The sequence below is a fragment of the Levilactobacillus tongjiangensis genome (assembly GCF_003946345.1).
GTDB classification, from domain to species: Bacteria; Bacillota; Bacilli; order Lactobacillales; family Lactobacillaceae; genus Levilactobacillus; species Levilactobacillus tongjiangensis.
This window is the reverse complement of sequence record NZ_RHNY01000021.1, coordinates 1-25562: the sequence shown is the minus strand read 5'-3', so window position 1 is coordinate 25562 and position 25562 is coordinate 1. Positions and strand designations below refer to the sequence as shown.

The 25562-nt window shown below is 48.3% G+C and carries 25 protein-coding genes; 18 read left to right on the top strand and 7 right to left on the bottom strand.

Annotated features, from left to right (window positions below):
• Positions 1 to 26 precede the first annotated feature (26 nt).
• From EKM75_RS11155 to EKM75_RS11145, 3 genes are all read left to right on the top strand, one after another.
• Positions 27 to 467: a MarR family winged helix-turn-helix transcriptional regulator gene (locus EKM75_RS11155; protein WP_125694613.1), complete on the top strand. Its 441-nt coding sequence runs from the start codon at positions 27 to 29 to the stop codon at positions 465 to 467.
• Between the two features lie 8 nt (positions 468 to 475).
• Complete coding sequence (locus EKM75_RS11150; protein WP_125694611.1) at positions 476 to 1879, top strand: MFS transporter; 1404 nt, start codon at positions 476 to 478, stop codon at positions 1877 to 1879.
• A gap of 134 nt (positions 1880 to 2013) precedes the next feature.
• A complete protein-coding gene (locus EKM75_RS11145) occupies positions 2014 to 2430 on the top strand; it encodes a hypothetical protein (protein WP_125694609.1) in 417 nt (138 codons plus the stop codon).
• Between the two features lie 186 nt (positions 2431 to 2616).
• On the opposite strand, the gene EKM75_RS11140 is transcribed toward EKM75_RS11145, so the two are convergent.
• The 3 genes from EKM75_RS11140 to EKM75_RS11130 form a co-directional block, all read right to left on the bottom strand.
• Entirely contained in the window at positions 2617 to 2865 is a 249-nt protein-coding gene (locus tag EKM75_RS11140) for a hypothetical protein (protein WP_125681546.1), read from the bottom strand.
• A 91-nt stretch (positions 2866 to 2956) separates the two neighbouring features.
• Positions 2957 to 4321 carry a sensor histidine kinase gene (locus EKM75_RS11135; protein WP_125694633.1) on the bottom strand — a complete coding sequence of 455 codons (1365 nt, stop codon included), beginning with the start codon at positions 4319 to 4321 and terminating at the stop codon, positions 2957 to 2959.
• Positions 4311 to 5012 (bottom strand): response regulator transcription factor, encoded by a 702-nt coding sequence (locus EKM75_RS11130; protein WP_125694607.1) that lies wholly within the window; start codon positions 5010 to 5012, stop codon positions 4311 to 4313. The genes EKM75_RS11135 and EKM75_RS11130 overlap by 11 nt, the downstream gene beginning before the upstream one ends.
• Before the next feature lie 176 nt (positions 5013 to 5188).
• Between EKM75_RS11130 and EKM75_RS11125 the strand changes: the two genes are divergently transcribed.
• A complete protein-coding gene (locus tag EKM75_RS11125; protein ID WP_125694605.1) occupies positions 5189 to 5485 on the top strand; it encodes a hypothetical protein in 297 nt (98 codons plus the stop codon).
• Between the two features lie 601 nt (positions 5486 to 6086).
• Here EKM75_RS11125 and EKM75_RS11120 read toward each other — a convergent pair.
• A complete protein-coding gene (locus EKM75_RS11120) occupies positions 6087 to 6728 on the bottom strand; it encodes an SDR family oxidoreductase (RefSeq protein WP_125694603.1) in 642 nt (213 codons plus the stop codon).
• Between the two features lie 780 nt (positions 6729 to 7508).
• Between EKM75_RS11120 and EKM75_RS11115 the strand changes: the two genes are divergently transcribed.
• From EKM75_RS11115 to EKM75_RS11095, 5 genes are all read left to right on the top strand, one after another.
• Positions 7509 to 8720, top strand: coding sequence for an NAD(P)/FAD-dependent oxidoreductase (locus EKM75_RS11115; protein ID WP_125694601.1), 1212 nt, complete (start codon positions 7509 to 7511; stop codon positions 8718 to 8720).
• A gap of 325 nt (positions 8721 to 9045) precedes the next feature.
• A complete protein-coding gene (locus EKM75_RS11110) occupies positions 9046 to 9570 on the top strand; it encodes a methylated-DNA--[protein]-cysteine S-methyltransferase (RefSeq protein ID WP_125694599.1) in 525 nt (174 codons plus the stop codon).
• Positions 9571 to 9867: 297 nt separating this feature from the next.
• Positions 9868 to 10434 carry a TetR/AcrR family transcriptional regulator gene (locus EKM75_RS11105; RefSeq protein ID WP_125694596.1) on the top strand — a complete coding sequence of 189 codons (567 nt, stop codon included), beginning with the start codon at positions 9868 to 9870 and terminating at the stop codon, positions 10432 to 10434.
• A gap of 223 nt (positions 10435 to 10657) precedes the next feature.
• Positions 10658 to 12073: an NAD-dependent succinate-semialdehyde dehydrogenase gene (locus EKM75_RS11100; RefSeq protein ID WP_125694594.1), complete on the top strand. Its 1416-nt coding sequence runs from the start codon at positions 10658 to 10660 to the stop codon at positions 12071 to 12073.
• Positions 12074 to 12247: 174 nt separating this feature from the next.
• Positions 12248 to 12997 carry a glucose 1-dehydrogenase gene (locus EKM75_RS11095; protein WP_125694592.1) on the top strand — a complete coding sequence of 250 codons (750 nt, stop codon included), beginning with the start codon at positions 12248 to 12250 and terminating at the stop codon, positions 12995 to 12997.
• Between the two features lie 232 nt (positions 12998 to 13229).
• Here the strand turns inward: EKM75_RS11095 and EKM75_RS11090 are convergent, their stop codons facing one another.
• Together EKM75_RS11090 and EKM75_RS11085 are read right to left on the bottom strand one after the other, a co-directional pair.
• Positions 13230 to 13757, bottom strand: a complete 528-nt coding sequence (locus tag EKM75_RS11090; RefSeq protein ID WP_125694590.1) for a GNAT family N-acetyltransferase — start codon at positions 13755 to 13757, stop codon at positions 13230 to 13232.
• Between the two features lie 451 nt (positions 13758 to 14208).
• Positions 14209 to 15588 (bottom strand): Nramp family divalent metal transporter, encoded by a 1380-nt coding sequence (locus tag EKM75_RS11085; RefSeq protein WP_125694588.1) that lies wholly within the window; start codon positions 15586 to 15588, stop codon positions 14209 to 14211.
• 619 nt (positions 15589 to 16207) lie between these two features.
• Between EKM75_RS11085 and EKM75_RS11080 the strand changes: the two genes are divergently transcribed.
• The 8 genes from EKM75_RS11080 to EKM75_RS11045 all read left to right on the top strand — a co-directional run bounded on the left by EKM75_RS11080 (position 16208) and on the right by EKM75_RS11045 (position 22796).
• Positions 16208 to 17062, top strand: coding sequence for a DegV family protein (locus EKM75_RS11080; protein WP_125694586.1), 855 nt, complete (start codon positions 16208 to 16210; stop codon positions 17060 to 17062).
• Between the two features lie 745 nt (positions 17063 to 17807).
• Positions 17808 to 18446, top strand: a complete 639-nt coding sequence (locus tag EKM75_RS11075) for a VTT domain-containing protein (protein ID WP_164508790.1) — start codon at positions 17808 to 17810, stop codon at positions 18444 to 18446.
• 664 nt (positions 18447 to 19110) lie between these two features.
• Positions 19111 to 20517 (top strand): FAD-dependent oxidoreductase, encoded by a 1407-nt coding sequence (locus tag EKM75_RS11070; RefSeq protein ID WP_125694582.1) that lies wholly within the window; start codon positions 19111 to 19113, stop codon positions 20515 to 20517.
• Positions 20518 to 20714: 197 nt separating this feature from the next.
• Entirely contained in the window at positions 20715 to 21041 is a 327-nt protein-coding gene (trxA, locus tag EKM75_RS11065; RefSeq protein ID WP_125681515.1) for a thioredoxin, read from the top strand.
• Positions 21041 to 21304 (top strand): metal-sensitive transcriptional regulator, encoded by a 264-nt coding sequence (locus EKM75_RS11060; protein ID WP_125681513.1) that lies wholly within the window; start codon positions 21041 to 21043, stop codon positions 21302 to 21304. The genes trxA and EKM75_RS11060 overlap by 1 nt, the downstream gene beginning before the upstream one ends.
• Before the next feature lie 74 nt (positions 21305 to 21378).
• Positions 21379 to 21771, top strand: coding sequence for a fluoride efflux transporter FluC (locus EKM75_RS11055; RefSeq protein WP_125694580.1), 393 nt, complete (start codon positions 21379 to 21381; stop codon positions 21769 to 21771).
• The gene (locus EKM75_RS11050) at positions 21768 to 22127 is read left to right on the top strand and encodes a fluoride efflux transporter FluC (protein ID WP_225426712.1); all 360 of its coding nucleotides are present in this window, start codon (positions 21768 to 21770) and stop codon (positions 22125 to 22127) included. The genes EKM75_RS11055 and EKM75_RS11050 overlap by 4 nt, the downstream gene beginning before the upstream one ends.
• A gap of 78 nt (positions 22128 to 22205) precedes the next feature.
• Entirely contained in the window at positions 22206 to 22796 is a 591-nt protein-coding gene (locus tag EKM75_RS11045) for a hypothetical protein (protein ID WP_191988810.1), read from the top strand.
• A gap of 132 nt (positions 22797 to 22928) precedes the next feature.
• Here EKM75_RS11045 and EKM75_RS11040 read toward each other — a convergent pair whose 3' ends face one another.
• Complete coding sequence (locus EKM75_RS11040) at positions 22929 to 23924, bottom strand: LCP family glycopolymer transferase (protein WP_125694576.1); 996 nt, start codon at positions 23922 to 23924, stop codon at positions 22929 to 22931.
• Positions 23925 to 24363: 439 nt separating this feature from the next.
• Between EKM75_RS11040 and EKM75_RS11035 the strand changes: the two genes are divergently transcribed.
• Positions 24364 to 24837 carry an S-ribosylhomocysteine lyase gene (locus tag EKM75_RS11035; protein ID WP_125694574.1) on the top strand — a complete coding sequence of 158 codons (474 nt, stop codon included), beginning with the start codon at positions 24364 to 24366 and terminating at the stop codon, positions 24835 to 24837.
• Positions 24838 to 25562: the final 725 nt, after the last annotated feature.

Here is a 25562-nt window from a genome sequence, read left to right as displayed (position 1 = left end):
GACTAACAAAGCAGGAGGCGGAAATTTTGGCGAATCGAAGACTAGGGGCTTGGCTGCGAGATGCCGAGCACCAAATGAATCAAGAAATGAATGACTTCGCGCGAGACTATGGGCTCACGGGGATGCAAATGTCCGTCATTGACTACCTCGGCCGACGAGGGGCTGCGGTGACCTATCAGGTGGACGTTGAACGGGAGTTTCACGTTCAACGGTCGACGGCGTCACTGCTAGTGAGACGGATGGTTGAGCGAGGCCTAGTGACGCGGGTCGTGGCCGACACGGATAGCCGTAAACGGCAGTTACAGCTGACTGCGAAGGGGCAAGAACTGGTTCCCATCGTCACCGCGCACCTGGTGAAACACGATGCTAAGATGGTCGCGGGATTATCAGCCAGTGAGGCAGCGGCTTTTCAACGCGCATTGATTCAAATTTCACAGTGGCATCATTCAACATCAGAGGAGGAGTAATTTTAAAAATGACGAATACAGACAGAATTGATCCACGGGTCGTAGGTGCCGTATTGGCAACTGGCCTGATGTCCCTGAGTGGGGTCATCGTTGAGACGGCGATGAACATTACCTTCCCGACCTTAATGAGGCAGTTTAACGTAACGACCGGGACTGTGCAGTGGATGACGACCCTGTATCTCCTGATTGTCGCGTGCATTGTCCCAATTTCTTCGTACCTCAAGCGGCGTTTTAAGCTAAAGCAGCTGTTTATCGTTGCTAATTTACTCTTTATCACGGGGCTGGTTGTAGACGCTTGCGCAACTAGTTTTCCGTGGCTATTGGCCGGACGGGCCATTCAAGGATTTGGGACGGGGATTGCCTTGCCCCTGATGTTCAACATTATTCTGGAACAGGTGCCGCTTAACCGGATCGGCATGATGACGGGAGTTGGTACCCTGATTACCGCAATTGGGCCAGCCATTGGCCCCACGTATGGTGGAATTTTAGTCACACATTTAAATTGGCGGTATATTTTTTGGATTCTCCTGCCATTCTTAGTGATTTCATTCTTTGTGGGCATTAAGACCATTCAACAGGTGGTACCGACCACGCACGAGCGGTTTGATTTCTTGAGCATGATGGGGGTTATTGTGACATTTGGTGGTCTCATCTTTGGCTTTAGCTCGCTGAGTAGTCAACCGTTTCTCAGCTGGTCGGTGGGCGGTGCGCTCCTACTGGGAGTTCTCGGCCTGCTGTACTTTGTCAATCGTTCTAAGCGGAGTTCCCACCCGTTGATTCAGCTGGCAGCCGTCACTAATCCGGCGTTTGCCTGGCACTTGGCTGCTTTCTTCTTGCTACAGATCACGGCGCTGGGGCTGTCATTTGTCCTGCCAAATTACCTCCAGTTGGTTAATCAACAGTCAGCCTTTATTGCGGGTCTGGTTGTCTTGCCGGGGGCAGTTATTGGGGCTGCTTTTTCACCAGTTGGCGGGCAAATTCTGGACCGCTTTGGTGCTAAACGGCCAATTCTATTGGGTTTGACGCTGGTCACTATTATGCTGGCAGTAATGATGAGCTTCGCCCGCAGTCTGTCCGTTTTGGCAATTCTGGGTCTCTACGTGGGTTATATGGTTGGCATTGGTCTGGCATTTGGAAATATTATGACCGCTGGCTTGAAGCGTTTAGACAGAAACTTAAAGGCGGATGGTAATGCGCTAATGAATGCCATGCAGCAGTTTGCCGGTGCCATGGGGACGGCTATCGTGTCGGCCATCATTGGTGCCAGTCAGGCGGGAAGTGTGGGCAGTACGCTCGTGAAGACGGCGGCTGGTTCACAGTGGGCGTTGCTGGTCTTATTAGTGGCAAGCCTTGGGGCACTGGTATGCATGATCATTGGATTAAATGTGAATAAAACGACTGCCGTCCAGTAATTACTGAGGCTGGCATCAAGTTGGTAGCGTTACTGTCCTAACTTAGGAGAGTAACGCTATTTTTTATTGATGTGTCGCGTGCTAAACTTCACTTACAAAAGGTCAAACGGACTGATGAAAGTGAGGCGAACGACATGAAATTTGACTGGCGGTATGCGTTTCATTCATTCTGGTATCTGATGGTTTTAGTCATTTTATTGAGTACGTCAGTGGTCGCACAACACCACGCGCTGCGCTTAACGACGGGCGTGGTGTTGGCCTTCCTGATTATCGACAGCTTCTGGACGTGGCAGTACCCTTACTTCAATCGCTTCGGTCGGCAGGGACCCTCAGCGTTGATCGACCTCGGGTTATTCGGCTTGAGTGCTGTGCTGGCACTGTTGCTAGGGAGTGGCTGGTCAGCTCACGAGTGGGGGTTGTTAGCGTTTAGCCTAGCGAGTCTAGGCGGGACGTTGGATGGCTACCTTGCCAAACCGACGAAGATTCAGCTGACCCAGACTCGCGCGCAACTTCGGAAAAAGGCAGAGATTCTACGTAACTCGTTGCGGTGACAGTGAACTGTCAATATTTGTTCCCCGTTCCGATTATTTACGGTCGGGGCACAACCAGGGCTTGAGACTTTTGTCTCAGGCCCTGATTGCATAAAAAAAAGAAGTCCAAGACGATTAGTCTCAGACCTCAAGATTTTGGTAAAAAGCGCTTAATTAGCGCCTTTTAAATTGTATTTAGTGGTTAGATTACTCGGCTGCATAAGTCCAGTCGTACGAGAGAAGCTGATGGAATCGTTCGCCAATGGGAACCCAAAGTTTAGCTTTGGCAATGTTGGCGATGGACTCCCAGAACAGGGGGTCCTGACGTTCCTGATCACTCAGGTTAATGTTGACGTAATGCCCGGCTTCCGTTTTGGCAATGACGTAAGGGTAGAAGACCTTCGTGATCCGGGCGGGAGTAATCGTGTGAATTTTCGGGTTGTCATCAATCAGCATATTACACGCTTCCTTTCAAGTTATGAACCCAGTATATCGAGAAAGCGTGAAGGAAACTAGCGATTTTCGTTAAGGATTATCTGAGAATTTCTTAGTTTTCCTTAGCGTCCTTCAGTGTCACGGTAAATAGTGCACCGTGGGGCTGGTTGTCTGTGATGGTGATGTGGCCTTCGTTGAGCTTGACGAGTTGGGAGACGATGGCTAGGCCTAAGCCGTTCCCTTCAATTTTAGTGGAACGGGAAGCATCGACTCGGTAGAAGCGTTCAAAGACGTGAGCCCGTTCGGCTTTGGGGATTCCCGGACCGTTGTCGCCAACCGTCAGACTGACCAAACCAGGCCGTTGCGTGACGGTTACTTGAATAGGTTGGTCGGCGGGCGAATATTTGTGGGCATTATCCAGTAGGGCCGTCAATACTTGGTGGAGCATGTCGACATTGCCTAACGCCAGTGCGGGATGGTCCGGAACGGCTAACGTGATTGGTTGTGAGATCAAGGGTTGATAGTGATTGACTACGCTGGTGATTAGCTCGGCCAAATCGAGTGGTTGGAGGGTGATTGTCGCTCTATCAGCGCGCGACAAGTGTAGCAAGTTTTCAATCAAATGTTGCATTCGCAGTGACTCTTGGTCGATGAACCCAATTGATTCGGGGATGACCTCGGGATGCTTATCACCCCGCCGCTCAATGAGTTTAATGTTGCCGCGAATCGTGGCAATAGGCGTTCTGAGTTCGTGCGAGGCGTCGGAGATAAACTGACGCTCCCGTTCTAAGCGACCATTTTGAGCAGTTAATAACTGGTTGAAGTCGCGAGCCAACTGGGCCACTTCGACCGGTTCCTGCGGCTGAGGTAACTCTGGCTGGGTGAGTTCAGGAGTGGCTGCCGCTTGTTGGGCTGCATTGGCGAGGGCGATGGTGGGGGCACTCAGACGTTTGGCTAAACGCCGAACGTAGAGTAGGCCAATCAGTAGGCTCAGGCCAATGGCGATAATCAGCACAGCGATTAAAACGTGAAGGTTGCCCACTAGTACGTGCATTCCAATGAAGAGAAAGTAGGTTTGCGAGCTAGTCTTTAACGTTTCCGAGAAATAGAGTCCCCAGCCCTTGATGTACACCAGGTGGGTAAACGGCACTGACCAGGTATTGGCCTTAGCCAGCGCGGCAGTGTGGGGTAACAGGGAAGTGGTCTCTCCCTTAGCATTCTTAACGAGAACAAAGGTGTTCTGTGAGTTCAGACCACTGCCTTTGTTGACCATAAGCCAGTCTTTGAAGTTACTGACCTGAGTCGTTTGTAGACTAGTGCTCAGCTGTTGCGCCTGATTCTGGGCACGGAGAAGTTGGTCAACGGTTAGGGTGACGCTGACTGTGAGCACTATGATTAGGCCAATGGTCATCAGGAGACTGGTGACAGAGTGACGGATAATATCTTCGTACGTTCGTGGCTGAGAGTTAGTGCGCATCACGATCATCTTCCTTTAGACTGTAGCCGACGCCCCGAATGGTATGGAATAAATTAGGAGTACCTGCTACGTCAATTTTATTTCTGAGGTAACCAATGTAGACGTCGACCACGTTTTGTTGGCCTAAGAAGTCGACTCCCCAGACGTTGTCGAGGAGCTCGTCGCGGGTGAAAACTTGACCCGGATGTTGCATTAAGAAGAGAAGCAGGTCGTATTCCCGCTGGGTCAGTTGAATGGTATCACCAGCGCGGTCGACCTGGCGGGTCTTAGTGACTAGGGTGAGGTCGCCAAGATGATAGGTCTGATCTAGGCCACTCTGGTGGGCAGTTCGTCGTTGAATCACCCGAATCCGAGCGAGTAGTTCTTCAATTTCAAATGGTTTCGTAATATAATCGTCGGCTCCATTATCCAGCCCCGTAACTTTATCACCGAGATAGTCGCGGGCTGTCATCATAATGACGGGGAGGTCGTCGTGCTTGCGAATTCTGCGGAGGACTTCCATCCCGTCCATCTTAGGGAGCATCCAATCAAGGAGGACTAAGAGTATTTTATCTTTTTCCTGCTGGTAGGTTTCCCAGGCGGCTTCACCATCGTTGGCGGTCAGCACGTCAAAATCTTCGAAGGTGAGTTCTTTAGCAACGTAGCTGGCAAGGCCTTCTTCGTCCTCAACGAGTAAAATTGTATTCTTCATAAATGGTCTGACTCCTTTATTTGACGGGCTTTAGTGGCATAGTATCATAAAAAAGGTTTTCGAAAATAAGAAATTCATATTTTAAGCTTAAAGTAGGCTCAAGATTTGCCCCCACTCCGGATGGTATAACTAATACATCGAAAGCAATCAGACAATCAAACCAAGGAGTGGTGAACATGACTATTAAATCAATGATGACTAAAGTAATGCTCGGGGCAATGACAGTAACGACTTTATTGGCAACCTCGGCGGGGGCCTCAGCAGCAACCACCTCAACGGCGACGGTGGCCACGCCACGGCTAGACGTGGACACGACCGTTGAAATTGGTTCCCGGCCCAACGCCGAGATTCAGCCAACTAAAATTCACTTGAAGCGGGTAACCACCAAAGCCATTTCCAGTCAAGTACAGACGGTAGTCGATGCCAGTGCGTTGAACCTGGATAACCGCCACACGGACAGCCAGCTGAAGTAAGTGGCATTGCCAACGATGCTAACTTGTCAGCTTGTCAGCTTGATGCCAACCAACCAGAATAGAAGCTATCTGACCAGCAGCGGCGGGACCGTTGCTGATTTTTTTGTTTGGTGCTTAAGTGTCCGCCGCCGGCTGCCAGGGTGGAGCCTGCTGTGGGGAACGGTGCAAGCCTGAGAGGCGGTCTTGCACCTCGACTTAGAGCCTCCCGAAGTTCACGAGAGTCTCTAAGCTCGTCCCACGCTGTAGGTCAGCTGAAAGACGCTGACCAACACCGTCGACACAGCCAGCTCCACCCTAGCACCCGGCGACTACAACGACGATGACAAGCTAAACAGAATGATTGGCAGCGGGTCGTAGTCGCTGGTTAGGTGAGGGATGTGTTTAGGTTGTCGCGTAGCGCTTACTCAGCTTATTTTAGCATACTTTAATGATATCAATTGTGCACAATAAATTATGCTTAAGTATGCCTTGGTAATATACAAAAATAGAGAGGAAAATACCGCGTTTTCGGTATTTTCCTCTCAATAGTTTAGTTGCTATTATTTGTGGTTATAAGTAAATCGAATTCATACGTAGTCACCGAAGGCGGCAATGGATTCAATTACTTAATGACGTCAGCAATGGGGTCATTGCCATTAACCATTTCGATAATTTGCTTTGGTTGTGGGTGTTGAACGATGGCAACCACCGTGGCTGCAACGTCCGCCCGACTAATTTTCTTGTTTTCGCTAGCAGCAGAATCAGTTGTGATTTTGCCAGTTGGGGCGTCGTTGGTTAAAATTCCTGGCCGGACAATCGTGTAGTCCAGAGCAGTCCGATGGCGTAACCACTGGTCGGCGTAGTACTTGGCCACGTAGTAAGGACGAATACCCGACTTGTCCCAGAAGGAGCGGTCGTCAGTCCCCATTGCACTGACGATGATAAACCGTTTGATATCGGCTTTTTCAGTTGCAATCATCGCCTTGATGGCCCCATCTAAATCAATATTGATAGTCATGTCATCACCGGTACTACCACCAGAACCAGCGGAGAAGATAACCGTGTCAACGTCTTTCATGGCTGGCAGTAGGTCTTCAACGGTGCCCATCAAATTAACATCGCGGACTTGGCCACCTAGTTTTGTGATGGCGTCAGCCTGTTCGGGCTTGCGAATACCGCCGTAGACAGTTTCGCCAGTCGCTGCGAGTTGTTCCACAATGTGCTGGCCGACGTGGCCATGCGCACCAATAATTAATGTTGTCATCAAAATACCTCCATTCGAAAGTTACCTTACAAACCTCACCATAAATGTTTTTAGTCATAATTTCATTAATAACGACTTGTGAATTATGCTCAAATTAATAGATGATTGGAAAGATTGACGCCTTGCCGGGCGGGAAAAATAGGTTGGAACGCTGTGAATGCGATTTCGAGCCAAAGAGCGGTCTCGAAACTCGGTTCTGCCTAACCGAAGAAAACCACTTCGCTAAGGCAGTGCCACGGCTGAGCATATTTCCCTCGCCCTCTCGGCTGAGACTGCTTGTCTATTAATGGAGGTTCGTTATTCAAGTTAGTTTGCTAAGTTTTTAGAACATATGATTGTTGCAGTGGTGTATCTGCATTAGCCGAGAGGGTGAGCTGGTAGGTGCTCAGCCATGAAATTTCTCTTAGCTGAGTGGTCTTCTCAGATTAGTGAAAGGTCGGCTTTTGAGACCGGTCTTTGGCTCAAAACCGTACCCATGGCGTTCCAGCACCTACCAGCTCACCCGGTAAGGCGGCCAATCTAAACACCATGCAATCATTGACTTAGTAACGATTTAATTGTGTACACTTGTTTGTGAAGTAGATTACGATAGCTTTCAACTGGTTTTTCGCCTGATAAGCCGTATAATAGAGACAAATCATCCCTGACAGTTAGATCACCTACTGGTTCCGTTTGGGGGGAGTAGTGGTGGCTAGTTAAATGTAACCGTTTTAGCTAACCTGAACGTATCGGACTAACTGTGATCGGGGAGAACTTTATTAGAAAAGGGGTCGTTAAATTATGGCAACGATTTTAGTTCTAGGTGGCGGATATGCTGGCATGCGTGCCATCAAGTTCCTGCAAAAAGAGGTTCCCAGTCAAGATAAGATTGTTTTAGTCGATAAGACCGGCACACATACAGAAAAGACCAACTTGCATGAGGTGGCCGCAGGAACCATTGCACCAGACCGAATCACGTACGAAATCAACGATGTTATCGGCAGTCGGGTCGAGTTTATTCAAGACACAGTCACCAACGTTGACGTTGATCAAAAGCAGGTAACCTTAGCTGACCACGAACCCATTACGTATGACTATTTAGTCTTAGCGTTGGGTTTCCAGTCCGAAACGTTTGGCTTGAAGGGTGCGGTTGAGAATGCTTTACCAATGGATGACCTGGAAACGTCAGAGGCCGTTTACCGTCATATTGAAGAGAAAATTAAAGGCTACGCGGAGACCAAGGATGAGAATGATTTAACCATTGCCGTCTGTGGTGCCGGATTTACTGGCATCGAATTATTAGGCGAACTGAGCCAATCCTTACCAAAGCTACAGACCCGCTACAACACACCAGCTATCAAGGTCGTGTGTTTAGAAATGGGGAAGACGATTCTACCAATGTTTGACAAGTCATTGGCTGACTACGCCCTGAACTTCATGTCTAAGAACAACATTGAAATGAAGCTCGGCGCAGCTATCACTGAAATCAAGCCGGGCGCCGTAGTTTACAAGGACAAAGATAGTGAAGACGACACTGAACACGAAGTTGCTGCCAACACGATTGTTTGGACCGTTGGGGTCAGTGGTTCCCAAGTTATTGCCGATTCCGGCTTTGAACAACGCCGGAACCGGGTCGTTGTGAAGGACGACCTGAGCTTGGAAGGTCACCCAGAAGTTTACATCGTGGGAGACGTTTCCGCTGTGATGGATCCTGAAAGCGGCCGTCCGTACCCAACCACCGCACAAATTGCCTTAGCTTGTGGAGCACAAGCTGCTAAAAACATCGGTTTATCCTTACGGGGACATGCAACACGTCCATTCGTTTATAAGTCCAGTGGGACCGTTGCTTCTTTAAGTGACCGGGATGGTATTGGTGAAATCTTCGCTAGCAAGCGTAAGATCCACGGGTACATTGCTTCAGCTATGAAGAAGGTTATCACAGACCGTTCGTTGATGGAAAGTGCTCACCTGAGTACCACGCTGGCTAAGGGCCGCTTCGACTTGTACCACTAAAGCAGAAGTGAGCTACTAACGTTTTAACTAGTAATACTGTTCTGTTACACATTGACGAAGCTGGTAGGAAATTAATTAAGAGCCTGGTATGAATTTGCCGGGCTTTTTTTGTTGCATCTTAAAAGGGCAAGACCGTCAAGGGGGTACGTAATGCCCATCAATCAACAAAGTAGTTGAGCTTATAAGATTGATTAGTCCGGTTTTATTCGTTTCGGGTAGTGCGGTAGCATAAATAAAGTAAATATAAAAAAATTCCGTTAATGGGTGGGTAAAGTTAGCCGGCTCGCCTATTTAATGGTAAAATGATTAGAAAAGGGGGAAGACGATGCTACAAAAACGTCTAACCACGCCACTAGGTCCGGTCACGGCAATGTCCGATGGCCTCGCTTTGACAGGATTGTGGTTTACCGATCAGAAATACTACGGGAGTACGATGCCGAGACTAACGGTGGTCAGCGACCGGCCGGTATTTGATCGGGTACAAGCGTGGCTAAATGCGTACTTTGCTGGGAAACAACCAATTATTGATTTTCCAGTGAAGCCGCAAGGAACGCCGTTTCGCCAAACGATTTGGTCACTACTGCAAGAAATTCCGTATGGTGAAGTTCGTACCTATGGGGAATTAGCCAGTCTTGCAGCTGAGCAAGTCGGCCACTTGGTGGGTGGTCAAGCGGTTGGTGGTGCGGTGGGGCACAACCCGATTAGCATCGTGATTCCCTGTCACCGGGTGGTTGCAGGGAACGGTGATCTCACTGGTTATGCCGGTGGATTGGACCGTAAAGTAGCCCTACTACGGCTGGAAGGATCACTGACAGACGCAGAGGACCGGGTGACTTTCACAAAGAACTAGGGTGTTTGCTGAACGTTTACCGATTTATTACTTGTTGTGCACAAATCTATCGTACAATGAGTTGCTAGTTATGCTATAATCAAGCGTGTTCAAAAACTGGGGTCTATCACAGTTAATATACATAATCAGTAAAAATTTAACGTGTATTTTTTCACGAAAGGGGTTCCTTCTTTCGGTAGAACGCGTATAATTTTAGTCAGCTTAGGGCGTTAGTTAGGTTTACTAGCATCCGGGGGGGATTACTAGTTGAACGAAATATAAATAAAATATGGTGTGTGAATGATTGGAGGTATCACGATGGCTGCATCAGAAACTAAGGAGCGGATTGCTGAGGCCTTGGCTTCGTTGTTGAACCACAATACATTTGATAAGGTAACTGTTCGAGAAATTGCGGATGAGGCAGATGTCCACCGCAAAACTTTTTACTACTACTTCGCGGACAAATATGAGTTGTTAGCGTTTGTTTACGAGCACTTCATTGTTGAAGCGCCACGACGCGAACAACCTTTGACCTTGACTCTGGAGAATTGGCGTCCGGCTGTTATCCAACTATTGGAACGGATTGCTGATAATTCAAAGATTTTCCTGAACGCTTACCCTTACGATGATGGGGTTTGGCGCCAGTCAATGAATGAATTTGTGGCTTCACGACTGTCAATTTTGCTACATGCAATGCCAGAGTATCGGTATTTGAAAGAAGACGTGATCGACACGTCAGCGGAATTTATTGCCGCGGGTTCATTGGGTCTTATCAATAAATGGGCGGATGATAACTTTACCGCCAGCCCAAGAACCGTCCTCGACCAAATTACGACGGCCAACCGGCTGATGAACGGGATTTTGGATTGTTGGAAGTTAAGTTAAAATGTTTGTGTAAAGTTGTTGGCACTGGCTAACAGCTTTTTTTGTAGACCAATTTTTGATAATTGCAACCGGTTGAAACAACCAAGGGTTGGTTGTTTCACAAACATTTTGATTATTACATCACAAACGAGTTGCTGGTATTAAGCGGTTGACGGGGGTATAGTTACTTTTGTAAGAGGTTACATTGTGAATACGAATGGACCTATCAAGGAGGAATTATAGTATGGCTTATCAAACGACCAACCCCTATACCAATGAAGTCGTCAAGACTTATGAAAATGCAACGCCCGAGTATGTTGAAGAAAGTTTAGCTAAGGCGCAAAAACTCTATAAGGAATGGCGGAATGATCCAGTTGCCACCCGCGTTCCCGTACTCCACCGGTTAGCGCAACTTTTCCGCGACGAAGCGGATAGCTTAGCTAAAGTGTTGACCACTGAAATGGGTAAATTATTTACGGAAGCACAGGGCGAAGTCGAACTCTGTGCAATGATTGCAGATTACTACGCTGACCATGCAGAAGAAATGTTAAAGCCACGTGCAATTGAAACAATTGCCGGAGAAGCACAGCTGGAAAATCACCCACTGGGTGTATTGATGGCCGTGGAACCTTGGAACTTTCCTTATTACCAAATGATGCGGATCTTTGCGCCTAACTTTGCGGTCGGTGACCCAATTGTGTTTAAGCACGCTGCTATTACACCGGGTTCAGCGCTGGCGTTTGAAGATGCTGTTCGTCGGGCCGGGGCACCAGACGGTTCACTGACCAATCTCTTCTTATCCTACGACCAAGTGTCACAAGTTGTTGCTGATAAGCGGGTTCAAGGGGTGGCTTTGACTGGTTCCGAACGGGGAGGGGTTGCCGTCGCTGAAGTTGCTGGTAAATATTTGAAGAAGAATACCATGGAACTGGGTGGTGTCGATGCCTTTATCGTCGCTGAAGATGCCAATATGGCTGACGTAAACGCCGTGGCGCCTCGAGCACGTTTGTATAACGCAGGTCAAGTCTGCACGTCTTCCAAGCGGTTCATTGTCACGGCTAACCACTATGATGAATTCCTGGAATCTCTAAAGGCAGCGTTTGGCAGCGTCAAGTTGGGGGACCCAATGGATCCAACCACGACCCTGGCACCGATGAACTCCAAAAAGGCCAAAGAAAAGTTACAAGCACAGGTTGATGAAGCAATTGCCGGCGGTGCCACTGCTTACTTTGTTCACGATGCTGTGGCTAGCGATGGTCAGTTCTTCTTGCCAACGATTTTAACGGATATTGACAAGGATAATCCCGCTTACGGCAAAGAAATGTTTGGTCCCGTTGCCCAAGTTTATAAAGTGGCCAACGACGATGAAGCCGTTGAACTGGCTAATGATGCCGACTATGGTTTGGGTGGCATCGTTTTTGCTGGGAGTGCTGAATCTGGTGCCGCACTGGCGTCACGGATTGAGACCGGAATGGTCTTTGTAAACACCTTCTTTAGCTCACTACCAGAGCTCGAATTTGGTGGGGTGAAGAAGTCTGGGTTTGGTCGTGAATTGGGTCAAACCGGGATTTCAAGCTTTGTGAACCAAGAACTCGTGGTTAAGCGGGAACATCCTAACGACGATGAAACTGGCGGACTGATTCTCCCACACAAATTTTAGCTTAATTGTTGGCTACCAAAATTGAAAGTACAGTCAATTAAACAAACGCCAGACCGGTTAAGACCGCGGTCTGGCGTTTTTATGATTTACGATGTAATTGAGCATAATTATTTTTCCAACCCCTGATAGTGTGATACTCTGAACGAGTAAGAATATAACTAAGGGGTGACAGGAATGGCAAATCGGTTAAAAGGTAAAGTTGCTATCATTACTGGTGGCGTTGCAGGTATTGGTTTGGGGATTGCAGAATGCTACGTTCGTGAAGGTGCGAAAGTGGTTGTAACCGCTAACCATAACGTCGATGGTGGGAAAGCCGCCGTTGAAAAGTTTGGTAGCGATGTTAGTCTCTTCGTCCAAATGGACGTTGCGACTGAAGAAGGCTGGCAAAAAGTGATTGATGCCACGCTCGAAAAGTTTGGTAAGTTGGATATTCTGGTGAACAATGCCGGAATTGGTGGCGTTAACGGTGCCATTGAAGACTTATCATTAGCTGACTGGCAATCCGTCATTGACGTCAACTTGACGGCAAACTTCTTAGGCGAAAAAGTTGCTATCAAGGCCATGAAAGAAACGAACGACGCTAAGGGGTCGATCATCAACGTTTCCTCCGTTGCCGGACTGGTCGGTTTACCATTTGCCCCGGCATACTCAGCCAGCAAGGGTGGCAGTCGGATGTTAACGCACGCGACGGCCCTGAATTTGGCACAACGTCACGTGGATATTCGGGTCAACTCTGTTCATCCTGGTTGGATCGATACGTCGATCGTACCAGCCGCGGCTAAGGAACAGATTATCAAGTCGATTCCCGTGGGTCACATGGGTAAGCCGGAAGATATTGGTGAAGTCTGTGTCTACTTAGGCAGTGATGAATCACACTTTGCTAACGGTGCTGAGTTTACCGTCGATGGCGGCCAACGTGCTTAATCATTTTACAAATTAAAGCTAAAAATGAGAGTGGGACTAAAGGCGGTTAGTCAATGAGCATTAACGTCGATAGACGAATAATCCCGGTCTTGGATTGTTTGTTTATCGGGGTTAAGCGGAGTTGACTGCCCTTTGTCGCACGTTTCGACTGTTTACGTTTGGAGCACAAAAAGGGTTTGAGACAAAAGTCTCAGACCTTTTTATTTTTGCGATAAAACTTGTTTCACCGGATTTACGCTTCACCGCTTAGTTTTGAATAAACTACGGCATCGGCAAAATTGTCCTGATGGGGGATATGCTCACGCAACGTCCCATCTTGATGGTAGTTAGCCCGTTCGGCGACTGCTCGGCTAGCCGTGTTGTCAGGCTCAGCTAAAATACTGATCTTATGGAGTCGGTAACGGCCAAACCCAAATTTCTCAAGGGCGGCTAAGGACTGGGCCAAAACGCCCTGACCACGGTAGTCTTTGTCCAGCCAGTAACCAATGGCAGCGTGACTGTCTTTGAAATCATGCAAATCAATCATGCCAGCAGGATGATGGTCGACCCAGATAACGCCCAACCAAAGCTGTTGGTCCTCGATACGCTGGAGGCAGGATCGGATAAAGCCGGCCTCATCAATGACGGATTGGGTCGTGGCCGCCCAAGGTAGCCATTTTGCTAAGTTTTCACGGTCTTGCTCAATCAACGGGTACAGGCCAGCAGCATCGCTAATGGCCGGTGTTTCAATATAAATATTGTCCGTAACGGATAATTGCATGAAATCCACCTCAGGTTTTTATAAGTATAATTTCGTTATACCTGTTCTTTCCGGGAAAGTCAAAACGCTTATAGGCTGAGAACGGTGGGAAATTACCGCCTGACCGTTCGCCAAATTTGGACTGGAACGCGGTGGAAAGGACGGGACAAGCCAAAGGGCGGTCTTGCCCCTCGCTTGAAGCCGAAAAACACGTCTTCAAGTCTCCATTTTCAAGAAGAGCACTTGAAAATTCCACGGCTGAGTCCAAATTTGACTCACTCTCGGCTACCTAGTGGCGTGCTAATACTACTGAGTAAGTGCTTTACTATTCTTGGTTTGATAACGGTTTTCGAACTTTCAACCTTTAGGTTTCAAAAACTAGTTTAGCTTTCCCTCTGCCGACCGAACACGGCAATGTCTCAGCGAAGACCAAATAAAAAGTGGTTGAGACGACGGTCTCAACCACTTAGGTTTACTTCACGATGTGTAAGGTTTGTAAAATCAGGTAGACGTTTAGGATAATCAGGATGACGGCGATAATCCAGCCGAGTACCTTGACCCAAGTCTTGTTAACGAACTCGCCCATCAGACTCTTGCTACTGGTGAAAATAACCAGTGGAATCATGGCGAATGGTAACGCGATACTTAGGAATACCTGTGAGAGTGTCAGCAGGTTTTCAATTTTAGCCTCGTTACCATGGTAAATAATGGCGAAGATGATCACTGGCGTCACGGAGAGTAACCGGGTAATCAACCGCTGTGCCCAAAGTGGCATCTTCAGGTTGATGAACCCTTCCATGATGATTTGACCAGCCAGGGTCCCAGTAATGGTAGAACTTTGTCCGGAAGCCAGGAGGGCTAGGGCAAATAACATACTGAGAATCGGACTGGCAATGGCACCAACGATTTGGCTATCACTTAGGGCGTTGAACAAGTCAACGAATCGTCCTAAGTCGCTGTTTGTTCCGAAGAAGAGGGCAGCTCCCAAAATCAGTAACAGACTGTTGACGACGAACGCCAAGGTCAGTTGAATGTTTGAGTCAATGGTCGTGAACTTGATGGCCTTGGCAACACTCTTGCGGTCCTTACGGTCAAAACTCCGGGTTTGCGAGATTGATGACCCCAAGTATAAGTCATGGGGCATCACGGTCGCTCCGACAATCCCTAAGGAGAGGTAGAGCATTCCTTTGTTCGTGACGACGCTGCTGGAAGGAATATACCCTTCCAGCACCTCAGCCATGTGCGGCTGTGCGAGGATAACTTCGTACAGGAAGACGAAGAGAATCACGGCAACTAAGGTTGCAACGATGGCTTCGATCTTTCTGAACCCTAACTTCATCAGGACCAGCAGAATTAAAACGTCCATGGCGGTAATGATGATACCGACAATCAGTGGGAAACCGAATAATAACTTCAAGGCAATCGCCGACCCGATAATTTCGGCAATATCGGTGGCCATGATTGCTAATTCGGTGACCACCCACAGGAAGAGACCGGTTCGCTTACCGGTCCGCTCACGGGTGAGTTGGGCCAAATCTTTCCCCGTCACGATCCCCAATCGTGCTGACATGGCTTGTAGCAACATGGCAACTAAACTTGAGAGTAGGACGATCGTCAGTAACGTATACTTGTACTGGGCACCACCGGCGATAGACGTGATCCAGTTCCCGGGGTCCATATATCCCACGGCAATCAGGGCACCAGGCCCGGTATAAGCCATCAGGGTACGCCAGAAACCCGCATCTTGCGGAACTTCCACCGTCCCATTGACTTCATCCAGGCTCTTTTGGTTACTCCCGGTTGACTGAATCATATGGTGCTTGGTCTTTTCGTCGGTTTCATGATTCTTCATAAAATCCCTCTTTTCTATTGGCTTAGAAATTCAGGTAGTCGATTGACTTCTGCCTTTCCTGGTAAACGCGAGTCAGCGTCAGCGTGGCGTAAATGGTGCGAATAATGGCAAAATTAACGAAACTAACTCTAATGACGCGCTTTAATTCCACCCGTAAGTATAGGCTATTTGGCCGCAATGTCAACCATGACGGGAATTAATTTTGGCGAGCCAAAAAAGATTTTATATTCAAGTAACGATTTATCTGCTGGGACTTACTGGTAGTAAGGTTAACTGAAGTTTTAGACTGGTGCCGTTTTCATGGTTGTTCCAGCAAAGTTTGTGAAGTCCCGTACAAAAAATAGGTCTTTAATGACAGCTATTTTTTCAGGGAGGTAAGCTAATTTAACTATTAGTGTTACGTTAATTAGCTGGCTAAAAATTTTTTTAATTGTGACCAGGCATCATCAGTAAGAGCCATTAAGAGTGGTGCTAGTAGGGCTTAAAAGGCAAGTTAGATGCCTCTGTTACGACGTGATAAGTTACAAACAATAGCACATCTAGTTTTCAAAACTAGATGATTGTGTTATAATGACATTTATTATGAGAGCACGATACTAGGAGAAACGAGGTAACCCCCATGCAACCAGAAAAGATTGCTATTTTAGTGGACTCATGTTCTGACGTTCCGACCGCCGTTCTAGAGGCTGCGGACATGGCACTGATGCCCATGAACGTGATTTTTCGGGATCACGTCTACGAAGACCGGTTGACCATTACGCCAACAGAATTTTATCGTCGTCAGGCTACTGAGAAGGCCTCAACGGCTAGTCCTACGGGTAAACGGATCGTCGAAGCTTTGGAGCGAATTCAAGCTTCGGGTTACACCCACGTCATTGCCGTGACGATTTCAGCAGCCTTGTCTGGGACCTTTCAGGAGACCCAGCTATTAGCCCAGGATTCACCGCTGAAGGTCCATGTGATCAATACCTGTAGCGTTGGTATTGGGAGTGGCTTTGCGGCTATTTACGCCTCTAGATTGCGTTCACAGGGACTGACCTTTGACCAGATCATTGCGGAGGTGGAGCGCGTTACTCAGCAGACTAAGGTCTTCTTTTACGTGCCATCGCTAAAGTATCTCCAGGCTGGCGGCCGGATCGGCAAGGTGGCCGGCATGGCTGGGACCCTGTTAAACGTCAAGCCAATTATTTCGTGTGACAGCGAAGGTATCTATTACCCAATTGCCAAGGTTCGCGGCGAGAAGAAGACGCTGGCCAAATTGCTGGCGCTCGTCAGTGATGCTGTGGGTGACGCGAAGCGGGTCAACATTGCCGTTTGTGACGGAGCTGACCCTGAGCTCAGAGAGCGGGTACTGACCAAACTGAAGGAAGCGCATCCTAACGTTGAACAATGGTATGCTGGCGACGTGTCACCTGCCTTAGGTGTCCATACGGGGCCAGGCTTGATTGGTGTCGGCGTTCAGGTTCTGGATTGATGCCACCAAAAAAAGCCACGATTCTCGTCGTGGCTTGAGGGGGGATACGAGCAGAATATAGAAACTTTGGGGGAGTGCTAAGTGCTGCTCGTAAAAGAGTATTAAGAATTTGGTACAACCTCGTCAGTAACACTCGTTGTTACTAACTTGCTTGTAGTGTAACCCCTAGCCTGATTAGGTGCAATTGATTGGTTTCATAAATTTACTAATAACACGAAAGGCCGCTGACGATGAGTATCGTCAACGGCTTTTTACTTAAAATATCAGGTAGTTATTCGGCGAAACGAGCAGTTCTAAAGTCGACTGACTAGCCTGTAAACCCGATGACAGCAGTACTTCTAACGGATGCCCTGGATGTTCTCCGTGGGCGGCACATTTTAAGTCTGGAGATCCAGGACGTAAAGCTGGTCGGCGGCGACACTTCTGACTGAGTGGCTAGTTGGTGATTGAAGCAGTAGTCGGTAGCTGAAATGTTATTTTGGTCACTAAGAGTAGGAGCAAAATTACCAGTATTTCCCGTGAATATGTGGCCGAGCACCCGTTAACCATTTATAAGGTGTCAACAGTTAAATTCAAGGTTGGCGGGTGTTTGCCACGTTGATAGTTAGCGTAAGGATTCGAAAAAATTAGAGTCTTAGATTTAGATGGGGGGATAGCAACCTATGTATTTCACGAAGTCAGCGTATAATTGGAGGCATTCAAGAAAAATGCGTCTCTAAAAATGGGACGCAGTGAGGGGGACTATATGAGTTTGGTGACAATGATTTGGGATGTGATTTGGCATCCCCTAACCGTGTTAGTTCCATTAACGAATCAATTAGGGACTGGTATCTACCCGGTGCTCTTCTTTTTGATCTTCCTGGAGTCGGGGATGTTGATTTTTTCGTTTATCCCTGGCCAATCGCTCCTATTCATGGTTGGTTCGATTGCGGCAAGTCCTCAGTCACAGCTCAACATCTGGTGGCTCGTATTGATGTTTACCCTGGCGGCTACGGCCGGGTCGGCGGTCAAATATCTGACGACGTTGCGGTGGGGTGATCTGCAGGAGCACTTGATCAGCAAGCTACCCGAGCAGAAGGTTGCCCAGGCCACAGCCGTTTTCAACCGTAATCAAGATCAAACGTTATTGATTGGTCGGTTTATTCCGTTTGTCGGCCTGTTTGTTCCGATTATTGCGGGGACGACCGACATGAATTGGCGGCAATTTCGAGCGCTGAATTTGGCTGGTAGCTTCATCTGGGTCTTTAGCTGTTCGGCGGTCGGCTACTTCTTTGGAAACACGCCCTTCATTCAACAAAACTTCACCTGGTTATTCCTAATTCTACTGGCAGTTCCATTCTTAGTTCGGCAAGGCTGGCACTATTGGCGGACCCGTCGCGCTTAAAATTAGACAACAAAAAAGCCCTAAGTAACATGCGGATTACTTAGGGCCAATATTAGGAATCTGTTAATAAATCACTTGTTTTGGGGGGAGTGCATCTATAGACAGTGATTCCTATCATCTATCACAGTGCTTAAGGTCAGAACGTATCACGAACTAACTATCGATATCATAGTCAGTTCTGAAAAACACTTCAACCAAAATGTGACTATTTCCGAAAAATGGCTAATAGCCGATCACCCCAAGTAGGTTGACCGTCCCAATTAGCTTAGCAGGTGATAGGAGAAAGCCTAATCCCCCGGTATTCCTAATGGTAGCGGGTTTTCTGACAGTTTAACCCGTTGCCAATTAACCGTTGGTCTTTCATTGGAGTATACGGATTATGGTGTCGACATTAGCTGAGTAACTGAACAAACTAAGTGGCTTTTTAACTTATCCATAAAATGCTCTCAACGTGATTATGACGGTTGTTTAAGCAATTATTTATGTAACGATTATGTGAATTTTAGCGGGAAATAAGCGTGCAAAAAGCACATAATTCCGTCAATCTTGACGATGTGTGAGGTTTTGGGGCTAAATCATCGTTTTTCCAAGACGAAGTCATTTATCTTTCGCTAACTTTCAAGTAGACTTAATGCAGAATCGTTTTTCACGTAGGAGGGTAAACATGAAAGTCATCATTGTTGGGAGTACACACGCTGGCACTAACGCCGCGCTACAAATTTTGCGTGACCATCCAGATACAGATGTGACCATTTACGAGCGACATACGAATGTTTCGTTCTTGTCTTGTGGTATCTCTCTGTTCTTAGACGGACAAGTCAAGCACTTGGAGGACATGTTTTATTCTTCACCAGAACAACTAGCGGAAGCGGGTGCTAAGGTTTTAACGCGGCACAACGTCGTTAAGATCGATTCAGAAAATAAGTCACTCGATGTCGTTGATATGGATTCTGGCGATTTGACCACTGATACTTACGATAAATTAATTATGGCAACTGGATCCACTGTGACCGTGCCACCGATCTTTGGGATCGATGAAGACAAGGTCATGCTTTGCAAAAACTACGAACAAGCCGTGGCAATTGATGCCGCAGCTAAGGGTAACAAGCGAATTGCAATCATTGGTGCCGGTTATATTGGCACGGAACTGGCTGAAAGTTACGCGCGGACGGGTCACGATGTTCAACTGATTCAATCACGAGACATTATTTTGAACCACTACGTTGATAGCGAATTGTCTGATCACATTGTTCATTTACTGCAGGATAACGGCGTAAAAGTGCTGTTGAACCGGCGAGTAACGTCCTTCACTGGGAATGAGGACGGTGAATTAGTCATTGAAACGACGAATGGTGAATTTACGGCTGACCTTGCCGTTGTATGTACCGGATTTGTACCTAACACGGAGCTCTTACGGGGGCAAGTGGATATGGACAAGCACGGGGCTATTATCATTAACGACTACGTTCAGACGTCTAACCCAGACATTTTTGCCTGTGGGGATGCCAGCGTCGTTAACTTCAACCCAACGGGGAAGCCAGCGTACACACCACTGGCAACTAACGCGGTTCGGCAAGGGATGCTTGCTGGTATCAATGTCTTTGGTAACATTCAGAAGTACATGGGAACGCAAGCCACCTCTGCAATGCAGATTTTTGGTCGGACGTTGGCCTCAACTGGGTTAACCATCGACCATGCACTGGCAGCGGGCTTTGATGCTGATCAGGTCACTTTCCAAGGGACTTGGCGGCCAAGCTACATGCCATCAACGGATGATTTGACCATCAACTTGGTCTACAACCGGAAGAATCGACGGATTCTTGGAGCTCAGTTCCTCAGTAAGCATGAAGTTGCGCAATCAGCTAACGCCATTTCAATCGCTATCCAAAACCGGAACACGATTGATGACCTGGCTTTTGTGGACATGCTATTTAACCCGAACTTTGATGATCCGTTTAACTTCCTGAACCTTGTGGCCCAACAGGCTGTCGAGAAGGAAACTAAGCGGGGAAACAACAATCCGCGGTTGACCGCTGGGATGGATCCAGATCCTGAACTTCCTGAAGATTAAGTTAAATACATGAATTGAAAACGGGGTGAGACGAAGGTCGCACCTCGTTTTTTTGTGGTCTGTTCGCTGGGCCTTGTTAGGGGATCGTAGCCGGTTCTCACACGTGGCTAGGAGACTAACTGAAAACAAAAGTCTCGCTTTTTAATACCCCTTGGGGTATACTAGCTACATTGATAAAACATAAGGGGGATTCTTTCATGCAAGCAATTACGAGTAAGGACTTTGAACACGTGGGCGACGATACCGCGGTAACCGTTGTCGACTTTTGGGCCGATTGGTGTGGCCCATGTAAGATGCAGACGCCGGTCTTGGAAGCCTTGGATCAAGAATATGGCGACCAGGTCAAGTTTGCCTCCTTAGATGTCGACCAGAACCAGGAACTGGCACAGTCGTTAGGAATCATGAGCATTCCTTCTATGGTCGTCTTTAAGAATGGAATGCCAACTGAAAAAGTGGTGGGATTCCATCCCAAGGCCGCTCTGAAGAAGTATCTTGACGAGAAGCTGACTGAGGTGAAAGCCTAATGGTACAAACAACCTCTAACCAATTGAAGAATCGCTTGCGGCGCGCTGATGGCCAACTCCAGGGTATTCTGAAGATGGTCGACGAGGGGCGGGAGTGTCAGGATATTCTGACGCAATTGGCTGCCGTTCGTTCCGGGGTGGAACGCATGATGGGCGTGGTCGTCGCAGAGAACGTTAAGCAGTGTATCGTTGAGGAAGAACTCAGTGATAATCAACAGGCTGCGCTCCAAGACGCATTAGACCTCGTGGTTAAAACACATTAGAACGTGAAGGAGGGTCGCCGTGGGGCGGCCTTTTTTGCTATAATGGGCGAAGTATTTACAAGGAGGCCAACGGCTTGGCAAACATCGTTTCGATTGCATTTTTTGCGTTTTTAGGTGGCAGTGGTCGGTACCTGATTGGTCAGGGAATGCCGACGACTACAGGTTTTCCGTGGGCCACTGTCCTGGTTAACTTGCTGGGTAGTGGCGGATTGTCCTGGTTGTCGCATGCCAAACGGGTGACAGCTCACTGGCCGAGCGCCGTGACCGTTGGGTTGGGGGTTGGCGGTGTCGGCGCCTTCACAACCTTCTCAACTTTTAGCGTCGATGTGATTCGCTTGCTGAAGCAACAACAGTGGGGGCTTGCGGCGGGGTACCTGGTGGTGACACTGGTGGGTGGCCTGTTCTGTAGCTGGTTTGGTCTATGGAGCGCCCGTAAATGGGGGACATTTCCGGTGGTTGAAGAATGATGGCGGTGCTAGCAGGAGTGGGTGCCATGGTGGGCGCTCTGGGCCGCTATGGGACAACTCGGTTGGTCCAACGCTGGTATGGCAATCATTGGCCGGTGGCCACCCTAATGATCAACTGGGTGGGCTGCCTGCTATTAGGTGGCTTAACCGGCTTACAGGTTAGCAATCTTCTGGCCATTTCATTGGGGACCGGAGTTCTCGGCGGGTTTACGACTTTCTCGACCTTTAGTCATGAAGTTGTGATGCTGGCTGATCAGCGGCGCTTTGGCGCGGTGCTGGGTTACTTACTGTTGAGTGTTTTAGGTGGGTGTTTACTGGCCGCAGTGGGGTTCTGGTGGGGGCTTATCCATGGCTGAGCACGATAAATCAGTGGTATTTTCTCCGCAACTTCCTTATCATTAAACATATTGAAGAAAAAGAAGGGAGCAAGCGTTGTGACCAAACAAACGAAGCCCCAATGGTGGAGCTGGGATCTTTTGGTGCCACTGTTGATTTTTACGTTAGGAACCATTTTACCGAGTGTGATTTTGCCAGCAGTGCCGTTTCAACTCTTGTTAGTGGCCGTGCAATATGGTCTGTTCGTAATTGCCATGGCCTTGGGTCTGTGGCTGACACAACGTGCGTCTGCACGGGGAAGTCTCATTGGCTGGTTGATCATTATTATTGGCCTGCTGGTGGCAATGTGGATCGCGGCCCGCACCGTTCCTGCTATGGGATTGGTTTACTTGACGCGTTTTGGTGGGAGTCTCACACTTCTGCTGTTTGCGGTGGTCGTGACCGGACTGACCTGGTGGCATCAGCGCCGGCACGCTAACTCCTGGTTCCCGGCTATTCTGGGGAGCCTGTGGATTACGACGTTGCTAGCCCTATTAGCCCGAATCCCACTGACATCTAGTTTGATGGTCACCTCAGCCGGCAGCTGGTTGATCGCGTTGGGGACAATTCTCGGGGATGTTAGTGTCTTAGTGATTGGTTGGCACATCTGGATTGCTCGGCAAAATGAGCAAAGTCAGGACGAGTCGTAGAATACTAGGAGGGCTAATCGGGTTTCTTAGATTAACTACGCAAAAGGACCTGGAATTTTTTCCAGGTCCTTTTATTAACGCTGACTTTAGAGTGCTCATGTGTACGTCGAAGGGCAACTAGCGCCGTTTAGCTTAAAAACCGACCGGATCCAATGCGTCCGTTTGAAAGCTAGAATTATCTGACAGGTTCAAGGCTTGACGTAGGCTGGCAGAAACTTTGTTGATCTCAGCTTGGGGGGCGATTTGGTAGTCGATACCGTTGATAGTCTCCGGTTGTCCCTGTAGCGTTTGTGATTGAATGTGGCGGCTGGTGTGGCCATCCTTGGCGCGTAACCAGACGAGGTCTTGGAAGGTCAAGTTGGTCTGAAGGTTATTGGTGAGTGAATCTAGAACGGATTGATAACGTGGCAAGGACCCGATGCTAGCCTCTTTTAGGACCAGCGCCTTAATGATTTGACGTTGGCGAGCTTGGCGACCGTAGTCACCTTGAGGGTCCTGATCACGCATGCGGGAGTAGGCCAGGGCGCTGGCACCATTCAAATGAATCTTAACGCCCTTAGTCACGTTAGCCTGTTGGTAGTGAAAGGTCAGCAGGGGGTCGACCGTCACGCCGCCCACCGCGTTGATCATTTTTTTTAGACCGCCCATGTTGAGAAGGACGTAATAGGGAATGGGGACGTTTACCAGGTGCTCCACCGTTTTAATGGTGGTGTGGGCACCATATAGGGGGTAAGCTGCGTTGATTTTTTCCTCATCCTGTTGGCTTCCCCAGATGTTGACCAGCGTGTCACGGGGGATGCTCGTTAGTTTAGCGGTCTGCTTTTGGGGATTGATAGTGGCAACAATCATGGTATCCGTACGACCAACATCGTGACGCCTCAGTGCGCCCGTGTCGGTTCCCAAGAGGAGTACGGCAAACGGTTTACCGCTGGTAATGGTGGTGTCATTGGGCTTGCCGACGGCGTGATAGGTGGCAGAAAATGTCTGTTGAGCTGCGTGCCAAGCGCGCCAACCGTAGACGCCACCGCCGATCGCCAGTAGACTACACAGTGCGATGAGCCAATGGCGTAAATGGTGCCGACGTGGAGCAAAGCTCTTTCGGCGTGGTGGTAATGGTGTATTTTGCATGATGATTCCTCCCCTTACTCTCTTAATCCGCAATCTAGTATACCCACCCGTAGCTAGAGTGGCGGTGAGAGCCATCGGTTTTTACGGTTTCTTAGCAGATCTGTCATCTATTCGGAAAGGAAACCTAACGTTCGGAGAAAATAATGGCAATTTTTTAATAATTTGGTTACAGTAAGGAAGTACATGTATCTACAGTTTGTTCAGCGGTTGGATTTGCGCCTTACCGGGCGAGCCTGTAGGTGCTGGAACGCCATGGGCACTGCCTTAGCGAAGTGGTTTTCTTCGGTTAGGCAGAACCGAGTTTCGAGACCGCTCTTTGGCTCGAAATCGCGTTCACAGCGTTCCAGCCTATTTTTTCCGCCTGGCAAGGCGACACGACACCGACCCCTAACCAAGTTGCAGGTAAAGTACAGATAAATTAAAAGGGAGTTGGCACATAATGGCAAAAGTCGAAAGTTTCACTTTGGATCACACAGCTGTTAAAGCACCTTACGTTCGGTTGATTACTCGCGAGACCGGGAATAAAGGCGACGTTATCTCTAACTTTGATTTACGGTTGGTTCAACCGAACCAAAACGCGATTCCGACAGCCGGGTTACATACGATTGAACACCTCTTAGCAGGGTACCTCCGCGATGAAATGTCTGGCGTTATTGACTGTTCACCATTTGGTTGCCGGACCGGCTTCCACCTGATTACTTGGGGGGAACAATCCACTGAAGAGGTTGCTAAAGCTTTGAAAGCAGCTCTTCACCGAATTGCTTTCGATACGGAATGGAAAGACGTTCAAGGAACCGACAAATACAGTTGTGGAAACTATCGCGACCACAGTCTGTTTTCCGCACAGGAATGGTGCAAGGATATCCTCGACAAGGGGATTTCTAAGGATCCATTCAAACGCGAAGTTATTTAACGAATTTAAACTTAAAGGTTGAAAGCAATGCCCCCTACTATGCTTGACACACCAAGGATTGGGTCAGGCATAGTGAAAAATTGTTGCCTTACCGTTCGCCAAATTTGGACTGGAACGCGGTGGGAAGGACGGGACAAGCCTAAAGGCGGTCTTGCCCCTCGCTTGAAGCCGGAAAACACGTCTTCAAGTCGCCATTTTCAAGAAAATCACTTAAAAATCCCACGGCTGAGTCCAAATTTGGCGAACTCTCGGCTACCTAGTGGTGCGCCAATACTACTGAGTAACTGTTTCATCCAGGTATTTAAACTAGTTTAGTATCCAAGAACCCGTTTAACCGGAGGGGGTCAGAGGTGGAGCCAGCTGTGTCGACGGTGTTAGCCGATTTTCGGCTTACAGCGTGGGACGTGTTTGGAGACTGGTGGTTTTTCCAGGCTTCAAACCGAGCCGGAGGACCGTTTTTCAGGCCGCAGGCGTTCCCCACAGCAGGCGGAATCTCTGACAGCCGCAGGTGGCTGGGTGAGACTAATTTTAAGTCCACAACGCCGTTGGCTTGATAATGGTTTTCGAACTTTAAATCTTTAGATTTAACCTTAACTTGAAGCTCCGTTGGGTCTAGCGACCTGGCGGGGCTTTTTTGGGCTCTTTGTCAACCGGTGTTGATGAAGGGATTTTCAGAGGTTCAATTCACTTTCGAATTGGACCTCTTTTTTGTATTCTGATTTTGA